This window comes from Bacteroides helcogenes P 36-108 (assembly GCF_000186225.1).
Classification (GTDB): domain Bacteria; phylum Bacteroidota; class Bacteroidia; order Bacteroidales; family Bacteroidaceae; genus Bacteroides; species Bacteroides helcogenes.
Map to the genome: position 1 here is coordinate 3,147,765 of NC_014933.1, position 26,781 is coordinate 3,174,545.

Genomic DNA, 26,781 nt, shown 5'->3' on the forward strand with positions numbered 1-26,781 from the left:
TTATTCCTCCTCATTATTATTAGTTAAAAAGTTCTTGTAGTTGCTCAAACAAGCCTTCAACATAGCATCTACTCCCACAGAAGTAATAGTACCTCCCGATATGCCGTCCACCTGATAGTCAGGTTTCTCCACTTTTCCATTTTTCACAACACCGAGGGCGATTTCACCGTTTTCCAATGTCTTCTTTCCGGGGAATTCTCCCTGGAAGTGAGGAGTGGCAATCTCAGCACCCAAGCCCGGAGTTTCGCTGGCATGAGAGAAGTAAACACCGTAAACGGTATCCTTATCGCTATTCAGTGCTACATATCCCCAAATAGCTCCCCAAAGACCAGCACCGTAAACGGGAAACACGTATTTTTCTTCTCCCTCCACCTCTGCTACGAAAATGTGCAAACGATGGTTCTCTTTGGCTTCTTTCTCATAAGCGGTAGCAAATGCACCGGTATTCTCTGTAAGTGTACCGTCTTCATTCATCAGCATATCGCCCTTTACATATTTATTATATTCCGCTTCGGCATCTTTCACGTCCTTGATATTAAGAGCAGCAAGAATCTGCTTCTTTGTATCGAGTTCAACGTTCTTGTTCTGCGTCTCTCGCAAGGAAGAACTTACGAATGCCAGCAGGAATGCAACGATAACAACCATTACCGAAGCATAAATGATAGTATAACTGTTACTATTGGTATTCATTTCTCTTTCGGTATTTAATTGTTAGACTTAATAGCACGTTTCTCACGACGGCTGATATTACTCTGTACCACACAATAGTCAATCAGCGGAGCGAAAATATTCATCAGCAAGATGGCAAGCATCATACCTTCGGGATAACCGGGATTCAGCACGCGGATAACAATAGCCATTACACCAATCAGAAATCCAAAGATATATTTACCCGTCTCCGTACGTGCAGATGTTACAGGATCAGTAGCCATAAATACAGCACCAAAACAGAAACCACCCAATACAAGATGTTCATACCAAGGCATATTGGCCATTGCGGTATCAGGACCGATTGCATTGAACACCCATCCCATAAATGCGCCTCCTGCAAATACGGAAAACATTGTCTTCCAACTCGCAATACCTGTCCACAACAATAAGACAGCACCGATAGCAATGGCGATAACACTGGTTTCACCAATAGATCCCGGAATCAATCCGGTTACCATATCCCAGGAAAATTCGGGATAAGTGCCGGTTGTTGCCGCTGCCCCCAACGGAGTGGCTACCGTTAAACCATCAACAGCCTGTCCCAGTCCAAAAATGGAGTCACCCGATACCCAAACAGCATCACCGGACATCTTTGTAGGATAAGCAAAGAACAGGAATGCGCGGGTAATCAAAGCTACGTTGAACACATTCATACCAGTACCGCCAAACACTTCTTTCGCAAAAATCACAGAAAATGCAGTGGCAACCGCCAAAATCCACAATGGACAATCGACGGGAACAATCATCGGAATCAAAATACCGGAAACTAAAAATCCTTCCTGAATTTCCTCTTTCTTCCACTGGGCTACCACGAACTCAATGCCGAGTCCCACTACATAAGATACAATCAGTTTAGGCAACACAGCCAGGAAACCATAGGCAAACATTTCGATAAAACTTCCGGTAGTTCCAGTAGCATGGAAATGCTGGTAACCTACATTATACATACCGAACAGAAGTGCCGGTATCAATGCAATAACCACCATTGACATGATGCGTTTACTGTCAATGGAGTCGTGAATATGCGTTCCCGATTTCGAAGTGGTGTTAGGTACGAACAAAAATGTTTCGAAACCATCAAACACCGAACGAAATGCGTGGAATTTGCCGCCCTCTTCAAAGTTCGGCTTTATCTTGTCGAGATAATTTCTTAACGCTTTCATTTTTAATTTTTAATTCTTAAATTTTTAATTGAATTACGCCATTTCAGCACGGAGCATATCAAGTCCGGCACGTACGATGCGCTGAACTTCCACTTTGGAAGAACACACGAACTCGCAAAGAGCAAAATCTTCCGGAGCCACTTCATAAATGCCCAAAGCTTCCATACGGTCAATATCGCCTGCAATAATCGCCTTCAATAAATATTCGGGGAAAATATCCATCGGAAACACGCGGTCATATTCATTGGACATGATCATGTGACGTTCACCTCCCTTGATACGAGCATCAATCACATATTCTTTCTTACCCATCAACCAACTGAAATAAGATCGGTTAACACTGTACTGATTAAAACGCGGCATAATCCAACCCAACATCTCATGGATTTCATCTCCTTCGGGAATCACTGTCAACTGAGTGTCAAAAGCACCGAGGAAACCATTTGGAGATACTTTCTTACCAGTCAAAACATTCCCGCTGATATAACGGAGTCCCTTATCCGTATTCACGTTGTCTTTGAAGACGTTCGTCAGCAAAGCGCCCACCTGCAGTTTGCAATATGCGGGTCTCAATACTTCAGAACCTGTTACCGCTACCGTACGAGTTAAATTTACACGGCCTGTATTCATCAAACGCCCGATAAAGATAACGGCTTCCGCACCGACTGTCCATACAGTCTCACCTTTCACTACGGGAGAGACGCGATTGATTTGCACCCCTACATTACCTGCCGGATTAGGTCCGTCAAATACAGTAACGGTAACGTTCTTAGCCTGCGTCAATGCGGCAGCTTTTTGTTTTACACTGATACCCAGATGCGTCTTTGCCATTTTGGACAAAGCGTCAAGCCCTGTCTGGAAATTAGTTTCTTCACCTTTCAATACGAATTCAAAATCGGGAGCCAACGGGTTACTGTCAAAAGCAGAAATAAAAATAGCCTTCGGAGTTACCGTAGGATCAGCAATTACATCGTACGGACGTTGGCGGATAAAAGCGAACATGCCTGCTTGCAAAAGAACTTCTTTTACCTGCTGGCCATTCATTTTTAACGGATCCATCTTACCGAACTCCTCGTAGTCCTGCTCTGCAGCAGCTTCCACAACGACGTTCAACACCTTACGGCGTGCACCACGCTCTACGCTTGTCACAACGCCACTGACGGGCGAAACAAATTTCAATTCAGGATGATTCTTGTCAATGAACAAGGGTCCTCCGGCCATCACATACTCCTGCTCTTTAACCACCACCTTCGGAGTTATACCTGTAAAATCATCTGGGACCAATGAATAGAATCCCGGCTCTTTAACAGACATGAACTTTTCAGTAGCAGCGCCTTTCAGGTTAATGTCAAGGCCTTTACGTAACTTAATTACATTTGCCATGCGTTTATTTAAAATAATGGTTTCATTAATTTGGCGCAAAAGTAGCAAAAAAGAATGTGAATAAAGAGCAAAAAAGAAAGGAATTACGGAGAAATTTCCGTAATTCCTTTCGTTAACGAGCACGGGATAATATCTTTCGACATCCCTATATTCAAAAAAAACTGAAACACTTCGGTAGTTTTTCCCTTATTCTTCTTCTGCGAACATCGGATCCCAAGCTGGTAAACGAATCGGTTTTTGTTTAAATAGTTCCATAATTTTAGTCGGAACATATTTTGTTTCTACCACCAAACGGAACATATATTCATCAAACCACTCATCAGTCATAATGAGATGCCCTTGATACCCGGAGCCGACTCCCCAACTATTTTCAACCATCCACTTGACTGGTTTTCCATTTTTGTCCAAGTCCACCGCCATCAAGGTCATGGCATGAGAGGAACCACTGGAAAATGTTTGAATACGCTGTTTCTTATTCATGCCAAAAGTGGTTCCCATCAAAGACTCATAATCATAATTTTTCACATCAAGCAGGCCACGTTCTGAATTCAGGAACTTGCCCACATCACAAGAAAAATACATCATGGTACTGTCTTTCAAAGAAGCAATAGCCATTTCCTTAATATCTTCCACAGGCAGATTGATATATGTCCAATTCTTTCCGTCATAACGATGACGATCATAGTCTATTTCGTAGCATTTATAGTATTCGCGAGTAGGATCATTCATCAACATCACATAATCCGTCAGCAACTTCTTGTCACCATATTTTTCCAGAAAAGATATAGGAGTATGATGCTCTGTCTCCACAGGATTCCCCTTGGCATCTTTACGGATATAATCAAATTCTGTGGGAGGTACGCCAAGATTCAAAACCAACATACGGTAAACATTACCCAACATTTTTGTTTTCTCTTTCTCCAAAACAGCAGACTTAGCCCCAGCAGTAACCATATCACGTAGCTGCAACCCGTACTCTTTCAACTTCAGAGAAATCAGATTTGCCATACGGGACGTATTTTCACTACTGTTCGTCTCGGGCATTACGTCTTTAGGAACCAAACCATATTTGGACACGATATCAGCTACTCCGGTAAAAGTACCACCATCACTCAGAGGATGCTGAAAAAGCCATTCAACGGTCTTATCACTCATCGGATCCTTGGCAGTATCAATGATACCTTGCAAGAAAAGATTAGATTTCTCCAACTGATCCCAAAAGAAAGAATAGACCTGAGAAAATTCAAAAGCCTGGAATCCATATTCAGCAAGAGCTTTGGCACGCATTACATTCAATCCTGTAAACAGCCAGCAACGACCGGATGACTTTTGATCGGTGATTCCTTTGGAATCCACCTTGACAGAAAAATGAGTATCCATACCTTGCATATTATCCAGATTGACAGATAATTTACGAATATCATTATTACTGATAGCATTACGAAGTGCCTTATCGGCAGCCGTTCCTTCATAACTTTGCTTTATTCGATTGAGCATGTCAGGGCTGATTCCTCCCTTGCCATCTTGTGCATGCATGGAAAACAATGCAGCACTAAAAACAATTACAGATAAAAATCGTTTTTTCATTCAGGTTACAAATTTTAATTACGCAATATTCTTTTTATCAAACAAAAGTAATCTTTTTTTTGATATTTTTAGTAATATCTTTAGATTTATTGTCAATCCACGTGAAAACTTTTCCAATTAAAACAGTTTTCTTTGCATTCACATTTCATATAATCATGAAGAAATACATACTAAGTATAATTACATTAATACTGGGCACAGGTAATCTTTCTGCCCGAGAACAAGAAAATACCGCAATAACCGATAGTTCTTCTATTTCAATAAAAAAAGAATTGCGCAAACAAAAAGTAGCACGCAGGAATATTCATTATAACATCTTAGGCGGTCCAAGTTATACTCCCGATTTTGGAGCTTTAATTGGCGGAAGCGCATTAATAACCTTCCGCATGAATCCCGGTGACACGACACAGTTACGCTCGATAGTACCCATGGCAGTTGCATTCATGTTCAATGGAGGTGTAAATATATTCTCTAAACCGCAACTTTTCTTTAAGGGCGATTGTTTTCGTATCTTTGGGAAATTTAGCTATAAGAATACAGAAGAAAATTTTTACGGCATTGGCTACAATACCAATAAAAGCTATGAACGCAGTGACAGTACCAGTAAATACCGCTACAGTGGCATACAAATTAACCCTTGGTTCTTATTCCGCCTTGGAAACAGTAATTTCTTTGCCGGACCTCAAATTGACATCAACTATGATCATTTGACTGAACCTGCAAAACTTCTCATTACTGAAACTGCATACAAAACTGCTGGAGGCACTGCCAAAGGATATAAGAATTTTAATTCCGGAATCGGTTTCCTTATGACTTACGATAGTCGCGATGTACCTGCCAATGCTTACAGAGGAATCTATCTGGACTTTCGGGGCATGATGTACACCAAATTCATAGGTAGCGACCGAACTTTCTACCGTTTGGAAATAGACTATCGCCAATACAAATCTCTTGGTAACCGTAAAATACTTGCCTGGACAGCACAGACCAAAGATGTTTTCGGCAATGTTCCTCTTACACAATATTCACTTACCGGAACACCATTTGATCTCCGCGGCTACTACATGGGACAATACCGGGATAAGTCTTCACACATAGTTATGGCAGAATATCGCCAAATGATTAATACCAACCGCAATACATGGATAGAGCGCATGCTCCATCATATAGGTTTTGTGGCATGGACCGGATGCGGCTTCATGGGACCCACCCCCGGAAAGATAGAAGGTGTGCTACCCAACTATGGCATGGGGCTGCGCATTGAAGTGCAACCCCGCATGAACGTCCGCCTGGACTTAGGGAAAAACACTGTCAACAAACAGACTTTATTTTATTTCAACATGACTGAAGCATTTTAGCTCTTTATTGCAGTGTGAACGACTTTATGCTGTTTTTCAAACTTTTTCTTGCAACAGAAAAAGATTATCCATACTTTTGGCTGATAATTTATTTTTTTAACAAACAGAATATATTAATCTGATGCAATGAAAGTCTGCGAAATACTCTTTTGGATAAGTGTCTTTATTGTATGCTACACATATATAGGATATGGCATTCTGCTATATGTACTCGTTAAGATAAAAGAATGCTTTCATAAAACAACCGCCAAACACCACATGCCGACTGACACAGATCTGCCGGAACTCACTTTATTTATAGCCGCTTACAATGAAGAAAACGTAGTGAATGAAAAAATGAGCAATTGCCTATCTCTGGATTATCCCATGGATAAACTCCATATTTTATGGGTAACAGACGGCAGCGATGACCGCACAAACGAATATCTTTCCCATTGGACACAAGTTACTGTACTACACCAACCTGAACGTCAAGGGAAAACCGATGCCCTCAACCGGGGAATGCGACTTGTCAAGACTCCGCTTGTCGTATTTACTGATGCCAATACTAATCTTAACCGTGCAGCTCTGCGTGAGATTGTACATGCTTTTACAAATCCTGAAGTAGGTTGTGTAGCGGGAGAAAAACGCATAGCAGCATGTTCTCAAAACAATGCAGCTTCTGGTGGAGAAGGTATGTACTGGAAGTACGAATCCGCCCTCAAGGCACTCGATTCCCGTCTATATTCAACAGTAGGCGCAGCAGGCGAATTATTCGCCATTCGTAGTGAATTGTTCAAAGAGATGAAGACAGATACTCTACTTGACGATTTTATCCTCTCCCTGCATATTGTCATGCAAGGATATACAATTGCCTATTGTGCCAATGCTTATGCCATAGAAAATGGCTCGGCAAATATGAATGAAGAAGAAAAGCGCAAGGTGCGCATTGCTGCCGGCGGTTTGCAGTCTATCTGGCGTCTGCGCCCTCTACTAAATCCATTCCGCTACGGCATATTCAGTTTCCAATATATTTCCCATAGAGTATTGCGTTGGTCGCTTACCCCCATCTTATTGTTCCTACTACTTCCTCTCAACGCAATTCTCATTTTTACGACAGACACTCCTTTATTGTACGCAATTATCTGGCTGTTGCAAGCCCTATTTTACCTAATGGGAAGTTGGGGATATTACCTCTCAACAAAACATGTCAAAAACAAGATACTATTTATTCCTTATTATTTTCTTTTTATGAATATCAATGTAATAAGAGGATTCAATTACCTGCACAAACGAAAAGACAACACAAACGGTGCATGGGAGAAAGCCAGAAGAGCATAAATCTAAATACTGAAAGAGCATGAAAAGCATTCTGAAAAATGCAGATAATGCCGAAAGGCTATTAAAATTGACATCGGACACCTAAAAGACATTGCAGTAAATGGTATAAATTTCTGGTTTTTGAAGGAGGAAAACTACTGGGCAAAAACCTGTTCAGGGTGATACCTCCGGCTACCTACCAAGAATTCCATCCGGAGTTTAAGAAAGTATTTACAACTGGATCTTCCTTGTTTGCTTTTATTATATTCCCTTGCTCGTCATATTCATCGATTTTTAATGTCACATAGCCATTACGAGAAAATTTGTAGATGCTCTTTACTTTGTTGTTAGCATTGATTCAGAAAAGGATTCCTGCCAAGGCTTTTTTATCTTTATTGTTTCCGAGATAAAGACACAAGATATATATCCAGTGCGATTTTTTCTTAATTCTTTTGAACGGATTTTCTCAACTCTTTTTTAAAATCGCAATATAATGTTTTATGCGTCTGTCTTCTCGCTCGTTCCGGTACGAGTTTTCACGCGCGCTCTTGAAACAAACCAGTATTTGTCTGAAAGTTTCAAATTCAGGATGATTTGACAAGTCATTTTCTGTCATATATGCCTGAATCAAACGGGCAAAACAATACCCGTTTGTGCAACTGGCAAACAACAAGGGACACCCCTTGAACGTTATGCTATCAGCGGTTTTCGCTGTTATAAAAAAAGTGCCATTCACAAAGCATCATGAACGGTACTTTTTTTATTGTTTTCCAGCGATATAAAACAATTATAGCTTCATCTCCCTGCCTTTTCTTTGCGGCTGTATAGGTCGGTGTATGTTTATTCTATGTTTCTGATACAGGAACAGGATTATCCATCTGCAAAACCATTATCGAACAATTGGGAGGCAACATATCCGTCTATTCCGAAATGGGAAAAGAGCTACATTCACTTTCACCCTTCCTTTGATATCCGCCTCAAAAAAAGAAAAGCCTTCCAATGCTGTGTCCGTTGAAAAAAATAAGGATGCTGAAAACAGTTTTAGAGAAATGGATGAAATAAAACATTATGCAAAAATATCACTCCTTTGAATATAGGCTATCACATCACCTTTGTGCACATTGCTTCCTTGCGGGGCACAAATTTCAACCACACGCCCGGTAAATCCGGTCAATATCTTCTCGTATTCTCCCCAAGGAGTAGAAAGATAACAGAAAACCTCATCGTGCTGATACTTACGTCCTATGAATGGAGCTGAAGAAGGTCCTTCCACAGAGACTTCCCAAAGCACTTGTCCATTGGCAGAAGCAATGACCGGATCGGCCTTAGCACGCTTCAATTTCTTGATATCTTCTTCCGAATAACCACTTTTTGCCATAACAGCATCTTTGGCACGCTGTAATTCGTCTTCAAAACGTTTCTTCGCTACACCCGATTTGTAATCACGGTACTGGCGGTCGTGCATGGCCAGTTCAAACAGTTCCTCATCATCTTCTCCATATTCCCAACCGTTCTCATCCATTTCTTTACGATAATCATCCAAAGCATCCGGATAGTTCAACTGAGGATCAGTATCAACAAACTCAAACCCCTTGGCTTTGGCAAGTTCCACAATCTCCGGTGCAAGATTCCCCGGAAGACGTCCACTCTTACCCAGAATCATATCCCAAGTATGATTGTCTATCATTGTCCAGCGCCCTTCGCCTTTCACCAATTGCATGACATTCATCAATGCCACATTTTTCACATATTGGCTGAAAGGAGTTACCAAAGGAGGGTAACCGAGTTTAGGCCATACATATTCCACTTCGTCGAAAAGCATGACAAGCAGATCGTCAATGCTCAATTCAGGTTCATTCTTACCTCTCAATATCATATTGATACCCGAATGTACCCCCTTCAAATCTGCCATCATAGAGCCCATCATACCACCGGGCAAACCGCATTTCAACAAAAGTGAAGACATATGTTTATTAGTAGGATCCATGAAACAGCCCAAAAAATCATCAATGAACTCCTGTGTCATAGCACGTGCTTTCATATATGCCTTCATGTTAATCTCAGGAACCTGAAAGCCCAAATCTTTCAACATGGCTTGCACTGAGATTAGGTCAGGATGAACTTTTCCCCATGACATAGGCTCCATAGCTACGTCTATAATATCCGCACCATTCTCACAGACCTCAAGAATTGAAGCCATAGACAATCCCGGACCACTGTGACCATGATACTGTATCAGCACTTCAGGATGCTTCTCCTTGATAGTCTTCACCAGCCGTCCCAGCATACCCGGACGACCGATACCTGCCATATCCTTCAGACAGATTTCGGGCGCTCCTGCTTCTATCAACCTATCGGCTATTTCAGCATAATACTCAACAGTATGCACCGGAGAATAAGTAATGCAGAGTGTGGCTTGTGGTATCATGCCGGCTTCCAAAGCATATTTGATGGAAGGAATAATATTTCTCGTCTCATTCAGGCCGCAGAAAATACGGGTAATGTCCACACCTTGGGCATATTTAACTTTGTACATCAACCGGCGTACATCTGCGGGAACAGGATACATACGCAATGCATTTAATCCACGATCAAGCATATGTGTCTGAATACCCGCGTCTTTGAAAGGTTTAGTAAAAGCACGAACAGCCTTATTAGGGTTTTCACCATATAAAAGGTTTACCTGTTCAAAGGCTCCTCCATTGGTTTCAACTCGCGCAAAACAGCCCATTTCAATAATCAACGGAGCTATACGTACCAACTGGTCAACCCTGGGTTGGTATTTACCGGAAGACTGCCACATGTCCCGATAAACAAGACTGAATTTAATTTCCTTTTTCATCATAGTCAGTAATAAGTGATTTTTCTTCGGTTAACTTAACATATACAAATATAAAGGATTATTCCGACATATAGTCAAGAACAATCCTTAAAAGTTTAAGCTAAAAGACATGTTTTATATCATATTGCAAGAAAAATCAGTTATTAAAAGAGATTCTCACCCCTAAAATCTGATGCTCTTTTAAATGAAATCCCTCAACTCTTCCTGCAATTTCTGCCGTGTAAAGAATATGCGGCTCTTTACTGTTCCAAGTGGCAAACCGAGGCGTTCTGCTATTTCCCGATACTTAAAACCTGAAATATGCATAGAGAAAGGAACTTTATAGTCACGCGGCAAAGAGTTTACAATGTGGTGCATTTCTTTCAGGTCATAGGCACTTTCCGTACTTGCAAATCCGGAATCTTGCGGCATACTTAAATGATACAGGTTGTCAGTCTGATCAACAAATGTCTGCTCACGCACTATTTTCCGATAATTATTGATAAAGATATTACGCATTATAGTGTACATCCATCCTCTGAAGTTAGTGTCAGGTTGAAATTTATCTTCGTTGTCCAATGCTTTCAGAGAGGTTTCCTGCAACAAATCATTCGCTTCTTCCCGGTCGGCAGTCAACTTGTATGCAAAGCGGAGCAGTTCTTCTTGTACTGCAAGTAAATCTTTTCTAAAACTGTAAGTATTCATACTCTGCTTCTTTTTTTAATGATTATTAATGGCTTAGGTTTCTGATTGCAAGTATAAAGAAGATTATAGAATTTGACGGATGGAATATAATTTTTATTAGGGGTGAAAACTGTCAATTGATAATTTGCACCCCCTTTTTTGATAGTTCTCAGGTACTATTTTCAGTAAAATACTATCTTTTTCCGAGATTTCCGTAAGTTCTTTTGTGATTTTTTTATAGATTTGCCTACGCATATAAGAAAAACACTTTTATGCCATAAAAACACTTTATTTCATGAAATCATTCAAGTTAAAACCAATCCTTCTGTTGGCTGCCTTTGCCATTTCCCTCCCCTCTTTCGGGCAAGGACTAAAGGCTTTCAAATTGAAAAACGGTCTTTCCGTATATATATGGGAAGACAATACGAAATCAGACGTGTATGGCGCCGTTGGCGTGCGCACCGGAGCAGTAAACGATCCGGCCGAATACACCGGGCTTGCACACTATCTGGAGCATGTAATGTTTAAAGGTACAGACAAAATCGGTACGCTTGACTGGGCTGCCGAAGAGCCTATTTATAAGAGAATCATTGCCAAATATGATGAAATGGCCGATGAAACCGATCCGATAAAGAAAGAAGTCATCGGAAAAGAAATCAACGAACTGACCATTGAAGCCGGTAAAGTCAGCGTATCCAATGAATTTTCCAACCTGATGGAAAGTATGGGAGCCAAAGGATTGAATGCCGGAACAAGTTATGACTATACAATCTATTACAACTCATTTCCTGCCTTCCAAATCAACAAATGGCTGGAAATTTCTTCAAATCGCTTCATCAATCCTGTATTCCGCACTTTCCAATCCGAACTGGAAACCGTATATGAAGAATACAACCGTGGTCAGGACAATCCGGGCAGAGTACAACAACAATTTCTATTAAGCAAAGCATTCGAAGGACATCCGTATTCACGTTCCGTATTAGGACTGCCCGAACATTTGAAAAGCCCACGCTTGAGCAAGCTTATCGAATATTACAACACATGGTACACGCCAGAAAACATGGTACTGATTTTGGTCGGTAATGTCAATGCCCGGCAAATCAGCGGACGAATCAATGCCGCATTCGGACGTCTGCCCAAGAAAGAGACTCCCGAACGAAAAAAATACTCCGACTTAGACATTAAAGGACGTACGCAATATAATGCAAAAATAGGCTACTATCCCAGCGTATATTTGGTATATAAAGGTGTACCTGCCGGGCATCCGGACGAGAAAGCACTGGAAATAGCCATGGATTTGCTATCCAACAGCAGCAATACAGGCACTTTGAACAAGCTGGTTATTGACGGCGAGCTTACCAGCGGAGTATCCACCCCCATGACATTCAGAGAACAAGGCCGCAACGTCATCAATGTGATTCCTTTATACGATGAAAACCAACGCCGTTTCGAGTCAAACAAAAGTGCGGAAAAGAAAGCATTGAAAGCAATCCAGCAAATAGCCAACGGTGAATTCGAGAACTGGGCGGTAGAAGCCATCAAAAACAATATGTGCCGTGACTACGATCTGCAGATGGAATTCAATGAAAACAGAGCCAATGAATTGATGAATGCTTTTATCAATGAAACAGATTTAGGCAAGGTGCTAAACTATAAAGATGAGATCATGGCCATCACCAATGAAGACATCAAACGTGTAGCCAAGCAATATCTGTCTGACAACTACTTGGCGCTTTACATTGAAAAAGGCAAAAATAAAGAAGAAAACAAAATCAAAAAACCGGGCTATAAGCCTATTGAACCTCCTGTCGGTAAACAATCACTTTATGCCATACAGTTCAAAAATATGCCTATCGGGCAAGTGGATGAAAAGTTCATAGACTTCAGCGATGTACAAATCAAGAAACTGAATGACCGTTCGAAAATGTACTATACCAAGAATCCGGAAAATAACATATTCAGCCTGACTTTGAGATATGGTGTAGGAGAACACGAACTCCCCAAATTGGGCATTGCAGCAGAACTAATGAACAACGCCGGAATTATGGGTGCTTACGAGCCTCAACAATTAAAAGAGGAAATGAGCAAGCTCAATGCAACTTGTTCCGTGAATGCTGACGACAATTATCTCTATATCACCATGAGAGGTTATGAAGAAACACTGCCACAAGCCTGCCAACTCCTTGCCCGTCAGATATTGATGCCCAAACTGGACGACAAGCAATTGAGCCGTATCAAAGGATCTATACTGGGAAGTCGCCAACAACGTAAAGAAAACGTCAATTTACTGGCAAATGCCCTGACCCAATACATACGCCATCAGGATAAGTCAAACTATATTAACGAGCTGACTGACAAAGAAGTTTATGAACTACAAATCTCCGAACTGACGGGTGACATCAACCGCGCTGCTAATTATGAAGCAGAGATATTTTATTGCGGCACTTTACCATTCGACAATGCTTATGAAATATTAAGTAAAAATCTGCCATTAGTCGCCAATGAACGTCCCAGCCAATCTCCTCAAGACACTCCATTGGCATCAGTGACAGAAAATACAATCTACTTTTTACCGAACTCTGATGCAGAGCAAGCCCAAATTTCTTTCTACCTGCCTATGCAGAAATATGACAAGCAGGACGATGTTCTTCGTAATGCTTTCTATCAATACTTCTCAGGAGGATTCAATGGCTTGGTAATTAATGAGATCCGCGAAAAGCGTTCAATGGCCTACACAGCCGGAGCTTATATCGCAACCCCCGAAGTATTGGGAAACCAAACCTACATGATAGGAAGCATCGGCACGCAAAATGACAAAGCCAATGATGCCGTAGATGTATTTATGGAACTCGTCAATAATATGCCGAAAAATGCCGAACGCATAGACAATATAAAAAGCTATATGCGGCAGGAAGCTCTAAGCTCACACCCGGACTTTCGGTACAAAGCACGTGTCCTCAAGATGTACCGGCAAATGGGCTATGAGGGAGATCCGGCAAAAGAAAACCTTCCGAAAATAGACGCATTGACTTTTGATGATATCGTGAAGTTCTACGAAGAAAACATCAAGGGAAAGCCATACGCTATCGGAATCATGGGCAATCCGAAAGATATTGATCTGAAAAGATTAGAGAAATATGGCAAGGTGGTAAAAGTCAATGAACGCAAGTTGTTCAATACAAAAGACACAATGTTCTGATAACTAATCCCCAAATAAAAAGTGCATCTCAGAAGAAGCAGACATAAAGCTTTTGAGATGCACTTTTTCAATATAAAAGACCGGACAATAACCTAAAAACGGGACATTGTCCTACTACCATCAATCTCCATTCTATTCCTCAGCTCCCGAAAGAGTGGGCAAGCAAATCTTATACTTCACAGCCAAGATTCGGGTAATAAATACCGTCACCCCGCCCACAATCTGGCAAAGAAAAGGCTCCAATCCCCAAAGGCTGCACCCCCAATAAGCGGTTCCACCCACCACACACGCCATTGCATAAATCTCCTTTCGGAAAATCAAAGGAATCTCATTAATAAATACATCACGTATCACACCTCCGGCCGCACCGGTAATGCTACCCATGATAATGGCTACCCAAAACGGATATCCCAGCGCAAGACTCTTGCCCACACCTACCACTGTAAAGAGTGCCAAACCTATACTGTCGAAAATAAAAAACGTATTGTGCAAATGAATAAGATACTTTCCGAAGAAGATAACCCACAGCAAAGCAAGTCCCGTACAGATCAGATAGATAGGATCAGTCATCCAGCCGGGAGTGACATCCAGTAGCAAATCACGTATCGTACCACCACCAATAGCGGTAACAAACCCTACAACGTATGCTCCGAACCAGTCAAAACGCTTTGCCGAAGCCAAGCGTATGCCACTGATAGCAAAAGCAAATGTACCTATAAAATCGAGTATTTGAACAAATGTTGGCATATCTAAGTTAATTTATCGGCAAAGTAACAAATAATTTCCCTAAGAAAACGTATTTTTGCCTCATCATTTAAAATATTTGAAATGAAAATTACCATTGTATCGGGTGCACGCCCCAACTTTATGAAAATAGCGCCTATCTGCCGTGCCATCGACGCAGCCAGAGAAGCGGGAAAAGAAATATCCTATCGCCTGATTTATACAGGGCCTCAAAATGACACCAGTCTGGATGCCTCCCTTTTTTCCGACCTCGTTCTAAGAAAACCAGATGCCTATCTTGGCGTCAGCGGGCACGACCATTCGCAGGTAGCGGCAGAAATCATGCTCGCTTTCGAAAAAGAGCTGAATGCCCACCCCGCGCAGGTAATACTTGTGGTAGATGACATGACGGCAACCATGAGTTGTGCCATCGTTGCCAAGAAACGGGGATTGAAAGTGGCACATGTCATTGCCGGAACCCGTTCTTTCGATATGAACATGCCACGCGAGGTAAACCGCACTATTGTAGATGCCATTTCCGATTACCTTTTCACTGCCGGCATGGTAGCAAACCGCAATCTTAATCAGGAGGGCATGATACCGGAGTATATTCATTACGTAGGAAATATCCTGATAGACACCATCCGATACAACCGCCATCGTCTGATACAACCTTTATGGTTCTCCACCCTTGGTCTGCGTAAAGGCAACTACCTCCTGCTTACACTCAACCGACATGACTTGCTGGAAAAGAAAGCCGTATTGCACTCTCTTTTACAGACTGTGATTGAGAAAGCCAATGGCATGCCCGTCATCGCCCCCCTACATCCATACGTAGAGCGTGCCGTCAAGTCATTGGAACTGAATGCTCCCAACCTGCATATTCTGCCACCGCAAAGCTATCTGCATTTCGGTTTCCTCATCAATCAGGCCAAAGGCATCGTCACCGACTCCGGCAACATTGCCGAAGAAGCCACTTTCCTCGATGTCCCTTGCATCACCCTCAACACTTATGCCGAACATCCCGAAACCTGGCGTATAGGAACCAACGAACTGGTAGGCGAAAACACTTTTGCCCTCTCCACGTCACTCGACAAGTTACTGAAAGGTGAATGGAAACATGCCACCCTGCCCGACCGTTGGGATGGACGAACTGCGGAACGGATTGTACAGACGCTTATCAGGGGTTAAGGATTAAAAGCTAATCCTTAACCCTTAATCATTAATTCCTAATCATTAATAACTTCTTTTTGCTTCTCGATTAACAGTAAATTGTTAACTTTGCAGCCTGATTTACATAATAGTATATGAAGCAACGACATATTACCCTCATTTTTTTTCTGCTATCTTTGTTTGCCTCCATCGGCACATCTGCACAGATCAAAGGTGTTATTACAGACTCCCTTACCCATGAACCGTTGATGTACATCACCGTACAATATGAAGGCAAAGGGGTAGGCGCAATATCCAACGGAAAAGGAGAATACCAGGTCGAAGCACATAAAGGTTGGGATGTCCTGACCTTTTCAGCCGTAGGCTATATTACCAAAAAAGTAAAATTCGCTCCGGGAACCAAAATCTTGAATGTAAAGATGATGTCGGACGATGTCATGCTGTCTGAAGTCGTAGTGAAGCCCAAGAAAGAGAAATACTCCCGAAAAAACAATCCAGCCGTAGAGTTCATGAAGAAGGTTATCGATAACAAGAAGGCCCTGAAGCTGGAAGAAAACGACTATTACCAATACCAGAAGTATGAAAAAATGAAGATGTCCATCAATGATGTCACACCGGATAAGATGGAAAAAGGAATCTACAAGAAATTTTCATTCTTCAAAGACCAAGTGGAGGTTTCACCCAAAACCGACAAGATGATCCTTCCTATCTCCATCAAGGAGACAGCATCCAAGACCATCTATCGCAAAAGCCCCAAGAGCGAAAAGACAATCATCGAAGGCATGAATTCCACCGGCATCGAAGAGTTCTTCAGTACCGGAGATATGCTGGGAACCATCCTGACAGATGTGTTTTCTGAAATTAATATTTACGATGATGATATCCGGCTGCTGCAACGACGCTTTGTCAGCCCCATCGGACGCGGAGCCATCAGTTTCTATAAATACTACCTGATGGACACCCTGATGGTGGATAAGCAAGAATGCGTGCACCTTACCTTCGTTCCGCAGAATCCACAAGACTTCGGATTTACAGGACACCTCTATGTTGTGAAAGATTCTACATACGCCGTAAAGAAGTGTACCATGAAATTACCTAAAAAGACAGGAGTTAATTTCGTGGAAAACCTTGACATCGTACAGCAGTATGAACAACTTCCCGACAACAACTGGGTGCTGACCGATGACGACATGACCGTTGAACTTGCTTTCGTAAAAGGTATTCAGGGATTGGAAGTAGAACGCACCACTAAATACACCGACTACAAATTCGATGAAATAGAGCCCCGGCTTTTCCGCCTGAAAGGGAATGTCATCAAGGAAGCTAATATGCTATCTAAAAGCGATGAATATTGGGCACAAGTGCGCCAAGTGCCACTCACCAAGAAAGAGAGTACTATGGACGTGTTCATGAACCGCATCGAACAGATACCAGGCTTCAAATATGTCATCTTCGGAGCAAAAGCCCTGATCGAGAATTTTGTGGAAACAGGCAGCAAGAAACATCCCAGTAAGTTTGACCTCGGACCTATCAATACAATGATTACCAGTAACTACGTAAACGGTACACGCTTCCGCTTAAGCGGCATGACTACCGGCAACCTCGACCCGCATTGGAGTTTCAGCGGCTATGGGGCATACGGAACGAAAGACAAAAAATGGTTCTACTCCGGTGAAGCAGCCTACTCTTTCAACAAGCGCGAATATGTATTGTGGGAGTTTCCGAAACATTACCTTGCTTTCAAATATACCTACGATGTGATGTCGCCCATGGACAAGTATCTCGCAACGGACAAAGACAACGTATTTGTGGGCTGGAAGTGGACCACAGTTGACCAAATGTCGTACATGCGCGACGCTACCCTGACCTACGAACTGGAAACCAATGCAGGATTCTCCATCCAGGCCATGGCACGCCATCGCAATGACCAGCCTGCAGGTATCCTGCAATACTGGAAGAACAACGGCAGCGTTCCTGGCACATGGGATGACAAGAACACATTGGTACACGATATTACCACGACCGAATTGGGAGTAACCCTGCGTTACGCTCCCGGCGAAACTTTCGTCAACACCAAGCAGCGCCGTGTTCCCGTATCACTGGACGCGCCGATATTCAGCCTTTCTCATACAGCAGGCTTCAAGGGAGTTTTGGGAGGCGAATATAACTTCAATCTAACGGAAGCCAGCATGCGCAAGCGTTTTTGGTTCGGCTCATGGGGTAAAATAGATATCACAGCCCGTGCCGGCGCCCAATGGAACACCGTTCCGTTCCCCCTGCTGAACCTGCCCATGGCAAACCTTTCATATATCACGCAGCATAATGAATCCTTCAACCTCATCAACAATATGGAGTTCCTGAACGACCGTTATGCCTCACTCGCCCTGACGTATGACATGAATGGCAAATTGTTCAACCGTATTCCCCTTATCAAGAAGTTAAAATGGCGTGAAACATTCCGCATCCGTGGACTTTGGGGTACATTGACCGACAAGAACAATCCGTACAAGAGCGACAACTCCGATTTGTTCCTTTTCCCCACACGCAATGGCATACCTACCAGCTACGTGATGGGCAAAACCCCTTATCTTGAAGCAAGTATAGGTATCTATAATATATTCAAATTACTGCATATTGAATATGTGCGCCGACTGACCTACACCGACATACCGGGAGTAAAGAAAGACGGCATACGATTTATGATATTAATGATATTTTAAAGTGGCTCCATTAGCAGAAAGGCTTCGGCCCAAGACATTAGAAGAGTACATCGGCCAAAAGCATTTGGTAGGACCGGGTGCTGTGCTGCGCAAGATGATTGATGCAGGACGCATTTCCTCATTCATTTTGTGGGGGCCTCCCGGAGTTGGAAAAACCACATTGGCACAAATCATAGCCAACAAACTCGACACGCCCTTCTATACACTCAGCGCCGTAACCAGTGGGGTGAAGGATGTACGCGATGTAATAGAGCGCGCCAAAGGCAACCGCTTCTTTTCACAGGCAAGCCCCATCCTATTCATTGATGAGATTCATCGCTTCAGCAAGTCACAGCAAGACTCACTGTTAGGAGCAGTAGAGCAAGGTACGGTGACTCTGATAGGCGCTACGACTGAAAATCCCTCCTTCGAAGTAATACGTCCCCTGCTTTCACGCTGCCAGCTCTACGTGCTGAAGTCATTGGAAAAAGACGATCTGCTGGAACTGCTGCAACGGGCCGTCACTACCGACGCCGTACTGAGAGAAAGAAAAATCGAACTGAAAGAAACCACCGCCATGCTCCGTTTCAGTGGCGGGGACGCGCGGAAGCTCTTAAATATACTCGAACTCGTAGTAGAGTCTGAAGCAGATGATCCGGTTGTCATTACAGACGAAATGGTAACCGAACGACTTCAGCAGAATCCCCTGGCATACGACAAGGACGGAGAAATGCACTATGACATCATCTCTGCTTTTATCAAGTCCATTCGCGGCAGTGATCCGGACGGAGCCATCTACTGGCTGGCACGCATGGTGGAAGGTGGTGAAGATCCTGCCTTCATAGCCCGCCGCCTTGTAATCTCGGCATCCGAAGACATCGGCCTGGCCAACCCCAATGCACAACTCATTGCCAATGCCTGTTTCGACACTCTCATGAAAGTGGGATGGCCCGAAGGACGCATCCCATTGGCGGAAGCCACCATCTACCTTGCCACAAGCCCCAAAAGCAATTCGGCCTACATGGCCATCAACCAGGCTCTGGAGCTTGTACGCGAAACCGGTAACCTGCCGGTTCCGTTGCATCTGCGCAATGCTCCCACCAAACTAATGAAACAGTTGGGCTACGGAGACAACTATAAATACGCCCATGACTATCCCGGTAATTTCGTCAAGCAGCAATTCTTGCCCGACGAACTGAAAAACCGCCGCATCTGGGAACCTCAAGCCAATGCCGCCGAACAAAAACATAAGGAAAGGATGCAGCAACTGTGGGGAAAAGAAAGATTCTGAAATCATAGACAACAAATTATAATTTATAAAACATGAAAATAGTAGTATTAGACGGCTACGCCGCCAATCCCGGTGACCTTTGCTGGGACGAACTGCAAGCGTTGGGAGAATGTTCCATCTATGACCGCACCTCCCCCGAAGAAATACTGGAGCGCGCAGCAGGTGCAGAAATCCTGCTGACCAACAAGACAGTCCTTACAGCCGAGCACATGGCTGTTCTGCCCGAACTGAAATATATCGGCGTACTTGCCACCGGATATAACATCGTTGATACTGCGGCAGCCAAAGAACGCGGCATTGTGGTAACCAATATTCCGGCTTACAGCACAGACTCCGTTGCACAGATGGTCTTTGCACACATCCTCAACATCGCCCAGCAAGTGCAACACCACTCCGAAGAAGTGCATAAAGGACGTTGGACGGCCAGCAAAGACTTCTGTTTCCGAGACACGCCGCTTATCGAACTTCGCGGCAAGAAGCTCGGTATTGTGGGTCTGGGGCACACCGGTTACACCACCGCCCGCATTGCCATCGGCTTCGGAATGCAAATATGCGCCTTCACTTCAAAGACAAACTTCCAGCTCCCTCCCGAAATCCGAAAGATGGAACTGGACGAACTTTTCCGCGAATGCGACATCATCAGCCTGCACTGCCCCCTCACCGACTCCACCCGCGAACTGGTGAATGCCGAACGGCTGAAAATGATGAAACCTTCCGCTATCCTTATCAATACCGGACGCGGCCCGCTTGTCAACGAACAAGACCTCGCCGATGCCCTGAACAACCACATCATCTATGCTGCCGGACTGGATGTGCTTTCTCAAGAACCTCCCCGCGCCGACAATCCTCTGCTCACAGCCCAAAACTGCTACATCACCCCGCACATAGCCTGGGCAAGTACCGCGGCCCGCGAGCGTCTGATGCAGATTATGCTGGAAAACATCAAAGCCTACATAGCAGGAAAGCCGGTAAACGTAGTAAAATAAAGCAAGCTGCATTCGGACGTTGCAAACGTATATCCGGGCCGCACAAATATCCGTTCGGGCATTGCGTTTGTCCGTTCGCGCGCTGCGAACAGAGTTTATGTCCTATAAGTAATAACTTTGCAACCTGTAAGTAGCAACTTTATGCCTTATAGGACAGACTTTTACAACAAGTATAAAACATCTTTCCACTGATACCGAATATGGGAAAATCTGCTGTCAAAGGACTATTCTATATCTGCCTGACGGCCGCTACCTTTGTGCTGGCGTCTGTCACCATCGTTGCCGGGTTTTCGGGAAACGTAGATCCCGCAAACTCTGTCGTCATGCCATTGCTGGGGCTGGCCGTACCGGTACTGTTAATCGTCAACCTGATTGTCGCGCTATGCTGGGCACTTGCACGCAAATGCTGGGCTGTGGTTCCACTCGTGGCGATATGCTGCAACTGGACGTATCTGAGCTCCGTCATCCAACTGAACGGCAGCAAGGAGAAAATCCCCGGCGGCAAGTACCTGAAAATAGCTACCTATAACGTGCAGGACTTTGGCTACGAAGTGACCGGCTACTCTTGCAAGGAGATAGCCCGCTTCATGGAACGGGAGGGCGTGGATGTGCTTTGCTTCCAAGAATTTGACGACAACGAGGACTTCCCGATGGACAGCATCCGCCGAGCATTGTCACATTGGCCTTATGCACTCATCCCCAATGACGATTCCATCCGTGGCGTGCTTCCCATGGCCGTGTTCAGCCGTTATCCCCTGTCGGGACACCGCTTCATCACTTACCAAGGCAGCGCCAATTGCAGCATGATGTGCGACATCGCTTTGGGAACAGACACCATCCGCCTGCTCAACAACCATTTGCAGACCACCAGTGTCAGCCAAAAACGCCGCAAGTGGGAACGGGAGATGAAGGCAGACGACACCCGCCGCGAAGTGCATGCTGCAAAAGACGCCGCATATACCCTGCACGAGAACTTCGTGAAACGTACGGAGCAGACCTACATTATCAGCTACTACGCCAAGCACAGTCCCTACCCCGTATTGGTATGCGGTGACTTCAACTCACTGCCTTCCTCACACACCTACTATCATCTGCGTGAATTTCTGAAAGACGGTTTCCGCACAGCCGGGCACGGCTACATGCATACATACCGCTACGGCAAAGGACTGCTGCGCATCGACTACATCTTTCACTCGCCCACGCTGGAAGGCATCGACTACTATTCACCCGATCTGGATCTATGCAGCGACCACAATCCGGTGATTATGGAAGTGGGATATTGACAGTGCATCTTTTTATGCAACATGGGCTGTTCCAAAGATTTGGAACAGCCCATGTCTGTATATCGAAAAGTTATTCTTCCCTATTTAGAAAGTGAACTTCACACCAACCTGGCCTCTCCAACGAGAATAGTAATCGCTGTAAGAACGCATGTTATAGTCGCCTTTCTGCAAAAACTGGAAGTAATTGCTCTTGGTGTTCTTGTCGTATCCATAAACGACCGGACTATAATATCCATTGGAAGCAGAAGTATGTCCCCATTTTTCGTTGAACAGATTACCGATATTCATGATATCCAGCGAGAATTCAAGAGCACGCTTATTCTTGCCAACCATGAAGTTGATGGTGTGTGCCAAGTGAAAATCGAAGTGATGCTCAAACTTCTCATTGGCAGCATTACGCTCAAAGTATTCGCCGCGATGGTCTTTCATATATTCGTCATTTGCCAGCCAAGCCTTAAAGTTTGCTTTCTGATCGGCAGCAGAAGTAACCACTTTTCCATCTTTGACATAATCGGCAAACGGCATCTTTTCGATCTGGGCATCAGTAGGAATAAAGAACAGGTCATTATAACCGCTATCGCCGTTCAAGTCACCATTATAGTAAACAGAATAAGGCATACCCGATGTACCGGTATAAATCAAACCGACAGTAGTAGAACGATTTGCCTTCCATTTCTTGGTATAGAAAGCAGCCACACGGATAGAATGAGGGACATTAAATGCAGAGTTTGCCAATTCTGGAGCATTCGGATTACCGATAGTATAATTGTACTGCCAATTGGACTGTGCAACAGAAGAAGTACCATTATTCACAGTTTTAGACTTTGTGAATGCATAAGACGCCATCAAATCCAAACCGAAATCGAATTTCTTTTCAGCTTTCAAAGATAAGTTATAGGTATATCCCTTACTCGTATTAGATAGAGCGTAAATACCGTTATAAGCAGAAGCATCTGATAATTTGCTCAACATCGGACGTTTGTCAAAATCCATACCGGACACAACGTCAGAGAGAGTCTTCCCATTCAAGTCATAAGCCAGATTCTGATACAAGATATCATTCAATGTCTTGGAGTAGATAGCCTCGGCAGTCCAGTTAATGCCCCCCAATTCAAAGTCGAAAGCAAGGTTGGCACGCAAGTTCTGTGCAAACCGGAAGTCTTTATCGAAAACATTGATGGTCTGTGAACCACTGGCTTTCAGCTTATCTGCATTTTGCGACTGCTTGGAAGGGTCAAGAATAACTGACAAATCCTTGGTAGCATTGGGATTGGAAGTGCTTACCGAAACATTATATGTAGAAAGCTGAATACCTGTGTTAGAGAAATTATTACTTAACCATACAAAAGGAATACGTCCCGTAAAGATACCTACGCCACCACGGAGGATGTACTTATTGTTACCATTGATATCCCAGCGAAAACCGGCACGCGGAGAGAACATCGGACTGCTGCTCAACTTGGAGTTCGTTTTATACCCCCATCCCTTAGAAGCTGCATAAGTATTGAATTCTGCATTTTCTGTCGGAGTATCGAAAAATAAAGGAACATCCATACGCACACCCAGTGTTACATCCAAATTATCCGTCACATTCATTTTATCCTGTGCATAAAGCCCCACCTGGCCGGCACTGAAAGAAGGCGCCCAACGGGGATCGCCTGTTACAGATGTATTGGCCTGCCCATAGCGGTACTGCTTAATGACGCCATTATAAAAATCAGCAGGACTGCCGAAGTAATAAGTTCCGTAGGTGTCCTGAATGAACAAGTTGGAGAAACTGTAAAGTTCATTGTGTGTACCGAAAGTAAACGTATGGTTACCTGTGTACCAGTTCAAGTTGTCCGTTATGGTATAAATGTCCTGATTCAAAGCATTTGCCATAGAAGAACGCTCGTTGCCGAGATTCAGCGTACCACTGCCCACATTACTGATGGAAATCATAGGAAAGGCAGCACCGGGCTGGCGCTCATCGCGTACACGCACATAGGATGCGCGGAATTCATTGCTTATGGTTTCATTGAAACGGCTTTGCAGTTCAGCAACAAATGAATTGGTCTTAGAAACAAAATCATAACTGTAATCCGAAGCATTCAGAGCAGAAGCACCGCTGGCACTATTCAGTTGCTTAGCAGAAACAAGACTCCAGCGGAAAGATGCTTTGTGCTTATCGTTAATATTCCAATCCAATTTTAAGCCACCCTTGTCTGATTTGGTATAAACATCGGAACCATCCAAATTTCCGTTGTAAGCCACACCTTGAGCCGCAGCCATTTCCTGCAATTTTTTCAGGATAGCAGTTGCTTCGGCGGCATCGACTTTAGAAGCTGTGGCTCCCATCGAATAAGGACTTTGGTATGTCTGGTTAGCCTTCTCGTAGTTAGCGAAGAAGAACAACTTATTCTTGATAATAGGACCGCCAAAAGTAATACCGGCATTGTACTCATCCTGATCCATGTACTTGTCACTGGTCTTGCCGTTCATCATCCTGTATTTGCTACCTATAAGATGCTGGTTATTACCGAAACCGTAAATCGTACCATGAAAATCATTCGTACCGGATTTTGTAATGGCATTTATAGACCCTCCGGTGAATCCGGACTGGCGGACATCAAACGGAGCCACATTGACTTGAATCTGTTCAATTGTCTCCATGGAAACGGGCTGTGTTCCTGCCTGGCCACCATTAGAACCATTAGCTGTAAGACCGAACACATCATTATTCATAGCACCGTCAATCTGGAAACTGTTGTAACGATTGTTTGTACCTGCAAAATACATAGCACCACCATTTGTCACACGCACCTGAGGGTTCAGGCGAGTCACATCGGCAATACCATGATTGATGGAAGGCATTCGATTTATTTCCGAAGCACTCACGTGCATTGCAGCGCCGGTCTTGGTGGCATCAACACCGGACTTACCGGTAATTACAACCTCACCCAATAATTCGGAAGACTCCGACATTTCTACATTATGGCGGAAAGTCTCACCTAATTGCAATGTAATACCTTTAGCCTCACTCGTTTGATATCCTACATAAGAAACAGTTACCTTATAAGGACCGCCCGCACGCATACCTTGTATAGTATAACGCCCGTCCACATTAGTGATAGCTCCGTAGCGCGACCCCGAAGGCTCGTGCACGGCCTGAACCGTAGCACCTATAATTGGCTCATTGGCCGAGTCAGTCACTTTACCCGCCATAGACGAAGTAGTAACTTGTGCATTTACACCCACAGCCACCGCCAATAGCAGTACAACTGTAAGCAAGAAACTTGTTCTTTTTAACATAATACCTTTTAAATTAGTCAGTTAAACGTTATTTATATTGAAAACAGTGCAAAGGTACGTAAAATTACAAGTTATTATGTTACAATGCGGTTACGTTCTTTAATATTTATTCAGGCAGAGAAGCAATTACCAGTTCCAGTCACTTTCGGCAGAAGCCTTCTCCACCTCATCCTCTATCACATCCGGCAGATTGCAGAAGAAGTCGATTCCCGTGTTCTTCTCCAATTCGTCGATGCTTGCCACGTAATTCTTCATCACGTCCGAGGGGGCAAAGTTATCATACTCATAGCCATAATCATCACGGTGCTCCATCCAAAAGCCGATGGCTTGCCAAGAGCTTTTTGCAGCAATATCCCCACCCTTGTAAGCAAGAATTGCCATAAAGTAATATTTAGGACAAGCCAGCCCATGCTTGGTAAGGCCTTGTGCGTCCGTTTGGGGAAGAATGCCGTCTGCTCCCTTCCTTGTTCCCGTAAAATCCGTAAGCAATCGGTTCAGTGTACCGCCTTTGGCAACATAGAGTTTCTTATATTTGCCGGAACGTGCCCACTTCTGCACCAATCCTTCGAACGATGCCCAAAAGCCACCGTTGAAACTATTGAACTGCGGGCTCATGTTGCTGTAATAAAATGTCTGCGCATTGGCTTCCTTGGAAAAAACACGGTCATAGGAAGCTACAAGGTGGCCTTTGTCGAAGCCGTCACTCTTGTGCATGGCCTCGGTGGTCTGCATCGTTGCCGGAAGCAAAGGATCCACATTCCAGGCATCAGTACGTTTCACTGTGTTTTGTCTCGTCACATCATCGAAGGTGAAGGCCACCCAAGCTGCATGCTTCTTCCCTGCATTCCACTCCAAGGCATAGTTGAATACTGTTTCATTATTATAGCTCACGGTATGCTCCACATACAGGTTTGCCGCATCAAGGTGGGGAATGGCATAGTCAGTGACATAAGCCTTACCTTCGGTGGCTGCTCCGGGATCATTGGCGTTGACATTGGCATGTTCATCTACGGGAGGAGTGATGATTCCATCATCGCCAGAGGAGGTACAGGCGGCAATGAGGAGGCACGACAAGAGAAAAAGGAATTTCTGCATTCTGAAAAGGAAGTATTTTGTTTTCATAAGTTCGG

The 26,781-nt window shown here is 43.9% G+C and carries 17 protein-coding genes and 1 pseudogene; 9 read left to right on the top strand and 9 right to left on the bottom strand.

The window, feature by feature from the left end; all coding sequences use genetic code 11:
* From BACHE_RS12975 to BACHE_RS12990, 4 genes are all read right to left on the bottom strand, one after another.
* Nucleotides 1-690 (bottom strand): Na(+)-translocating NADH-quinone reductase subunit C, encoded by a 690-nt coding sequence (locus tag BACHE_RS12975; RefSeq protein ID WP_013548164.1) that lies wholly within the window; start codon nt 688-690, stop codon nt 1-3.
* Between the two features lie 14 nt (nt 691-704).
* The gene (locus BACHE_RS12980) at nt 705-1,874 is read right to left on the bottom strand and encodes an NADH:ubiquinone reductase (Na(+)-transporting) subunit B (protein WP_013548165.1); all 1,170 of its coding nucleotides are present in this window, start codon (nt 1,872-1,874) and stop codon (nt 705-707) included.
* A 33-nt stretch (nt 1,875-1,907) separates the two neighbouring features.
* Nucleotides 1,908-3,257: a Na(+)-translocating NADH-quinone reductase subunit A gene (locus BACHE_RS12985; protein ID WP_013548166.1), complete on the bottom strand. Its 1,350-nt coding sequence runs from the start codon at nt 3,255-3,257 to the stop codon at nt 1,908-1,910.
* A 186-nt stretch (nt 3,258-3,443) separates the two neighbouring features.
* Nucleotides 3,444-4,844, bottom strand: a complete 1,401-nt coding sequence (locus tag BACHE_RS12990; protein WP_013548167.1) for a C1 family peptidase — start codon at nt 4,842-4,844, stop codon at nt 3,444-3,446.
* A 155-nt stretch (nt 4,845-4,999) separates the two neighbouring features.
* On the opposite strand from BACHE_RS12990, the gene BACHE_RS12995 reads away from it, so the two are divergent.
* The 3 genes and pseudogenes from BACHE_RS12995 to BACHE_RS18005 all read left to right on the top strand — a co-directional run.
* Entirely contained in the window at nt 5,000-6,202 is a 1,203-nt protein-coding gene (locus BACHE_RS12995; protein ID WP_041579412.1) for a BamA/TamA family outer membrane protein, read from the top strand.
* A 126-nt stretch (nt 6,203-6,328) separates the two neighbouring features.
* Complete coding sequence (locus BACHE_RS13000; protein ID WP_013548169.1) at nt 6,329-7,522, top strand: glycosyltransferase family 2 protein; 1,194 nt, start codon at nt 6,329-6,331, stop codon at nt 7,520-7,522.
* A gap of 837 nt (nt 7,523-8,359) precedes the next feature.
* Nucleotides 8,360-8,487 (top strand): annotated as a pseudogene (locus tag BACHE_RS18005) (ATP-binding protein); the annotation flags it as partial.
* A gap of 80 nt (nt 8,488-8,567) precedes the next feature.
* Here BACHE_RS18005 and BACHE_RS13005 read toward each other — a convergent pair.
* Together BACHE_RS13005 and BACHE_RS13010 are read right to left on the bottom strand one after the other, a co-directional pair.
* Nucleotides 8,568-10,343 (bottom strand): oxaloacetate decarboxylase, encoded by a 1,776-nt coding sequence (locus tag BACHE_RS13005; protein WP_041579844.1) that lies wholly within the window; start codon nt 10,341-10,343, stop codon nt 8,568-8,570.
* A 180-nt stretch (nt 10,344-10,523) separates the two neighbouring features.
* Nucleotides 10,524-11,027 (bottom strand): RNA polymerase sigma factor, encoded by a 504-nt coding sequence (locus BACHE_RS13010; RefSeq protein WP_013548171.1) that lies wholly within the window; start codon nt 11,025-11,027, stop codon nt 10,524-10,526.
* A 274-nt stretch (nt 11,028-11,301) separates the two neighbouring features.
* Here BACHE_RS13010 and BACHE_RS13015 point away from each other — a divergent pair, with 274 nt between their 5' ends.
* Nucleotides 11,302-14,205 carry a M16 family metallopeptidase gene (locus tag BACHE_RS13015; RefSeq protein WP_013548173.1) on the top strand — a complete coding sequence of 968 codons (2,904 nt, stop codon included), beginning with the start codon at nt 11,302-11,304 and terminating at the stop codon, nt 14,203-14,205.
* Between the two features lie 132 nt (nt 14,206-14,337).
* Here the strand turns inward: BACHE_RS13015 and BACHE_RS13020 are convergent, their stop codons facing one another.
* Entirely contained in the window at nt 14,338-14,952 is a 615-nt protein-coding gene (locus BACHE_RS13020; protein WP_013548174.1) for a trimeric intracellular cation channel family protein, read from the bottom strand.
* Nucleotides 14,953-15,033: 81 nt separating this feature from the next.
* On the opposite strand from BACHE_RS13020, the gene BACHE_RS13025 reads away from it, so the two are divergent.
* From BACHE_RS13025 to BACHE_RS13045, 5 genes are all read left to right on the top strand, one after another.
* Complete coding sequence (locus BACHE_RS13025) at nt 15,034-16,119, top strand: UDP-N-acetyl glucosamine 2-epimerase (protein WP_013548175.1); 1,086 nt, start codon at nt 15,034-15,036, stop codon at nt 16,117-16,119.
* Nucleotides 16,120-16,235: 116 nt separating this feature from the next.
* Nucleotides 16,236-18,821, top strand: coding sequence for a DUF5686 and carboxypeptidase-like regulatory domain-containing protein (locus BACHE_RS13030; RefSeq protein WP_013548176.1), 2,586 nt, complete (start codon nt 16,236-16,238; stop codon nt 18,819-18,821).
* Nucleotide 18,822: 1 nt separating this feature from the next.
* Entirely contained in the window at nt 18,823-20,091 is a 1,269-nt protein-coding gene (locus BACHE_RS13035) for a replication-associated recombination protein A (protein ID WP_013548177.1), read from the top strand.
* A gap of 32 nt (nt 20,092-20,123) precedes the next feature.
* Nucleotides 20,124-21,077 (top strand): D-2-hydroxyacid dehydrogenase, encoded by a 954-nt coding sequence (locus BACHE_RS13040; RefSeq protein WP_013548178.1) that lies wholly within the window; start codon nt 20,124-20,126, stop codon nt 21,075-21,077.
* A 200-nt stretch (nt 21,078-21,277) separates the two neighbouring features.
* Nucleotides 21,278-22,360: an endonuclease/exonuclease/phosphatase family protein gene (locus BACHE_RS13045; RefSeq protein ID WP_013548179.1), complete on the top strand. Its 1,083-nt coding sequence runs from the start codon at nt 21,278-21,280 to the stop codon at nt 22,358-22,360.
* An 84-nt stretch (nt 22,361-22,444) separates the two neighbouring features.
* Here the strand turns inward: BACHE_RS13045 and BACHE_RS13050 are convergent, their stop codons facing one another.
* Together BACHE_RS13050 and BACHE_RS13055 are read right to left on the bottom strand one after the other, a co-directional pair.
* Complete coding sequence (locus tag BACHE_RS13050) at nt 22,445-25,651, bottom strand: TonB-dependent receptor (RefSeq protein WP_013548180.1); 3,207 nt, start codon at nt 25,649-25,651, stop codon at nt 22,445-22,447.
* A 126-nt stretch (nt 25,652-25,777) separates the two neighbouring features.
* Nucleotides 25,778-26,773, bottom strand: a complete 996-nt coding sequence (locus BACHE_RS13055) for a DNA/RNA non-specific endonuclease (protein WP_013548181.1) — start codon at nt 26,771-26,773, stop codon at nt 25,778-25,780.
* Nucleotides 26,774-26,781 lie beyond the last annotated feature (8 nt).

Coding starts and splice junctions, on each gene's coding strand:
- BACHE_RS12975 (WP_013548164.1), bottom strand. CDS start 690: ATGAATACCAATAGTAACAGTTATACTATCATTTATGCTTCGGTAATG.
- BACHE_RS12980 (WP_013548165.1), bottom strand. CDS start 1,874: ATGAAAGCGTTAAGAAATTATCTCGACAAGATAAAGCCGAACTTTGAA.
- BACHE_RS12985 (WP_013548166.1), bottom strand. CDS start 3,257: ATGGCAAATGTAATTAAGTTACGTAAAGGCCTTGACATTAACCTGAAA.
- BACHE_RS12990 (WP_013548167.1), bottom strand. CDS start 4,844: ATGAAAAAACGATTTTTATCTGTAATTGTTTTTAGTGCTGCATTGTTT.
- BACHE_RS12995 (WP_041579412.1), top strand. CDS start 5,000: ATGAAGAAATACATACTAAGTATAATTACATTAATACTGGGCACAGGT.
- BACHE_RS13000 (WP_013548169.1), top strand. CDS start 6,329: ATGAAAGTCTGCGAAATACTCTTTTGGATAAGTGTCTTTATTGTATGC.
- BACHE_RS13005 (WP_041579844.1), bottom strand. CDS start 10,343: ATGAAAAAGGAAATTAAATTCAGTCTTGTTTATCGGGACATGTGGCAG.
- BACHE_RS13010 (WP_013548171.1), bottom strand. CDS start 11,027: ATGAATACTTACAGTTTTAGAAAAGATTTACTTGCAGTACAAGAAGAA.
- BACHE_RS13015 (WP_013548173.1), top strand. CDS start 11,302: ATGAAATCATTCAAGTTAAAACCAATCCTTCTGTTGGCTGCCTTTGCC.
- BACHE_RS13020 (WP_013548174.1), bottom strand. CDS start 14,952: ATGCCAACATTTGTTCAAATACTCGATTTTATAGGTACATTTGCTTTT.
- BACHE_RS13025 (WP_013548175.1), top strand. CDS start 15,034: ATGAAAATTACCATTGTATCGGGTGCACGCCCCAACTTTATGAAAATA.
- BACHE_RS13030 (WP_013548176.1), top strand. CDS start 16,236: ATGAAGCAACGACATATTACCCTCATTTTTTTTCTGCTATCTTTGTTT.
- BACHE_RS13040 (WP_013548178.1), top strand. CDS start 20,124: ATGAAAATAGTAGTATTAGACGGCTACGCCGCCAATCCCGGTGACCTT.
- BACHE_RS13045 (WP_013548179.1), top strand. CDS start 21,278: ATGGGAAAATCTGCTGTCAAAGGACTATTCTATATCTGCCTGACGGCC.
- BACHE_RS13050 (WP_013548180.1), bottom strand. CDS start 25,651: ATGTTAAAAAGAACAAGTTTCTTGCTTACAGTTGTACTGCTATTGGCG.
- BACHE_RS13055 (WP_013548181.1), bottom strand. CDS start 26,773: ATGAAAACAAAATACTTCCTTTTCAGAATGCAGAAATTCCTTTTTCTC.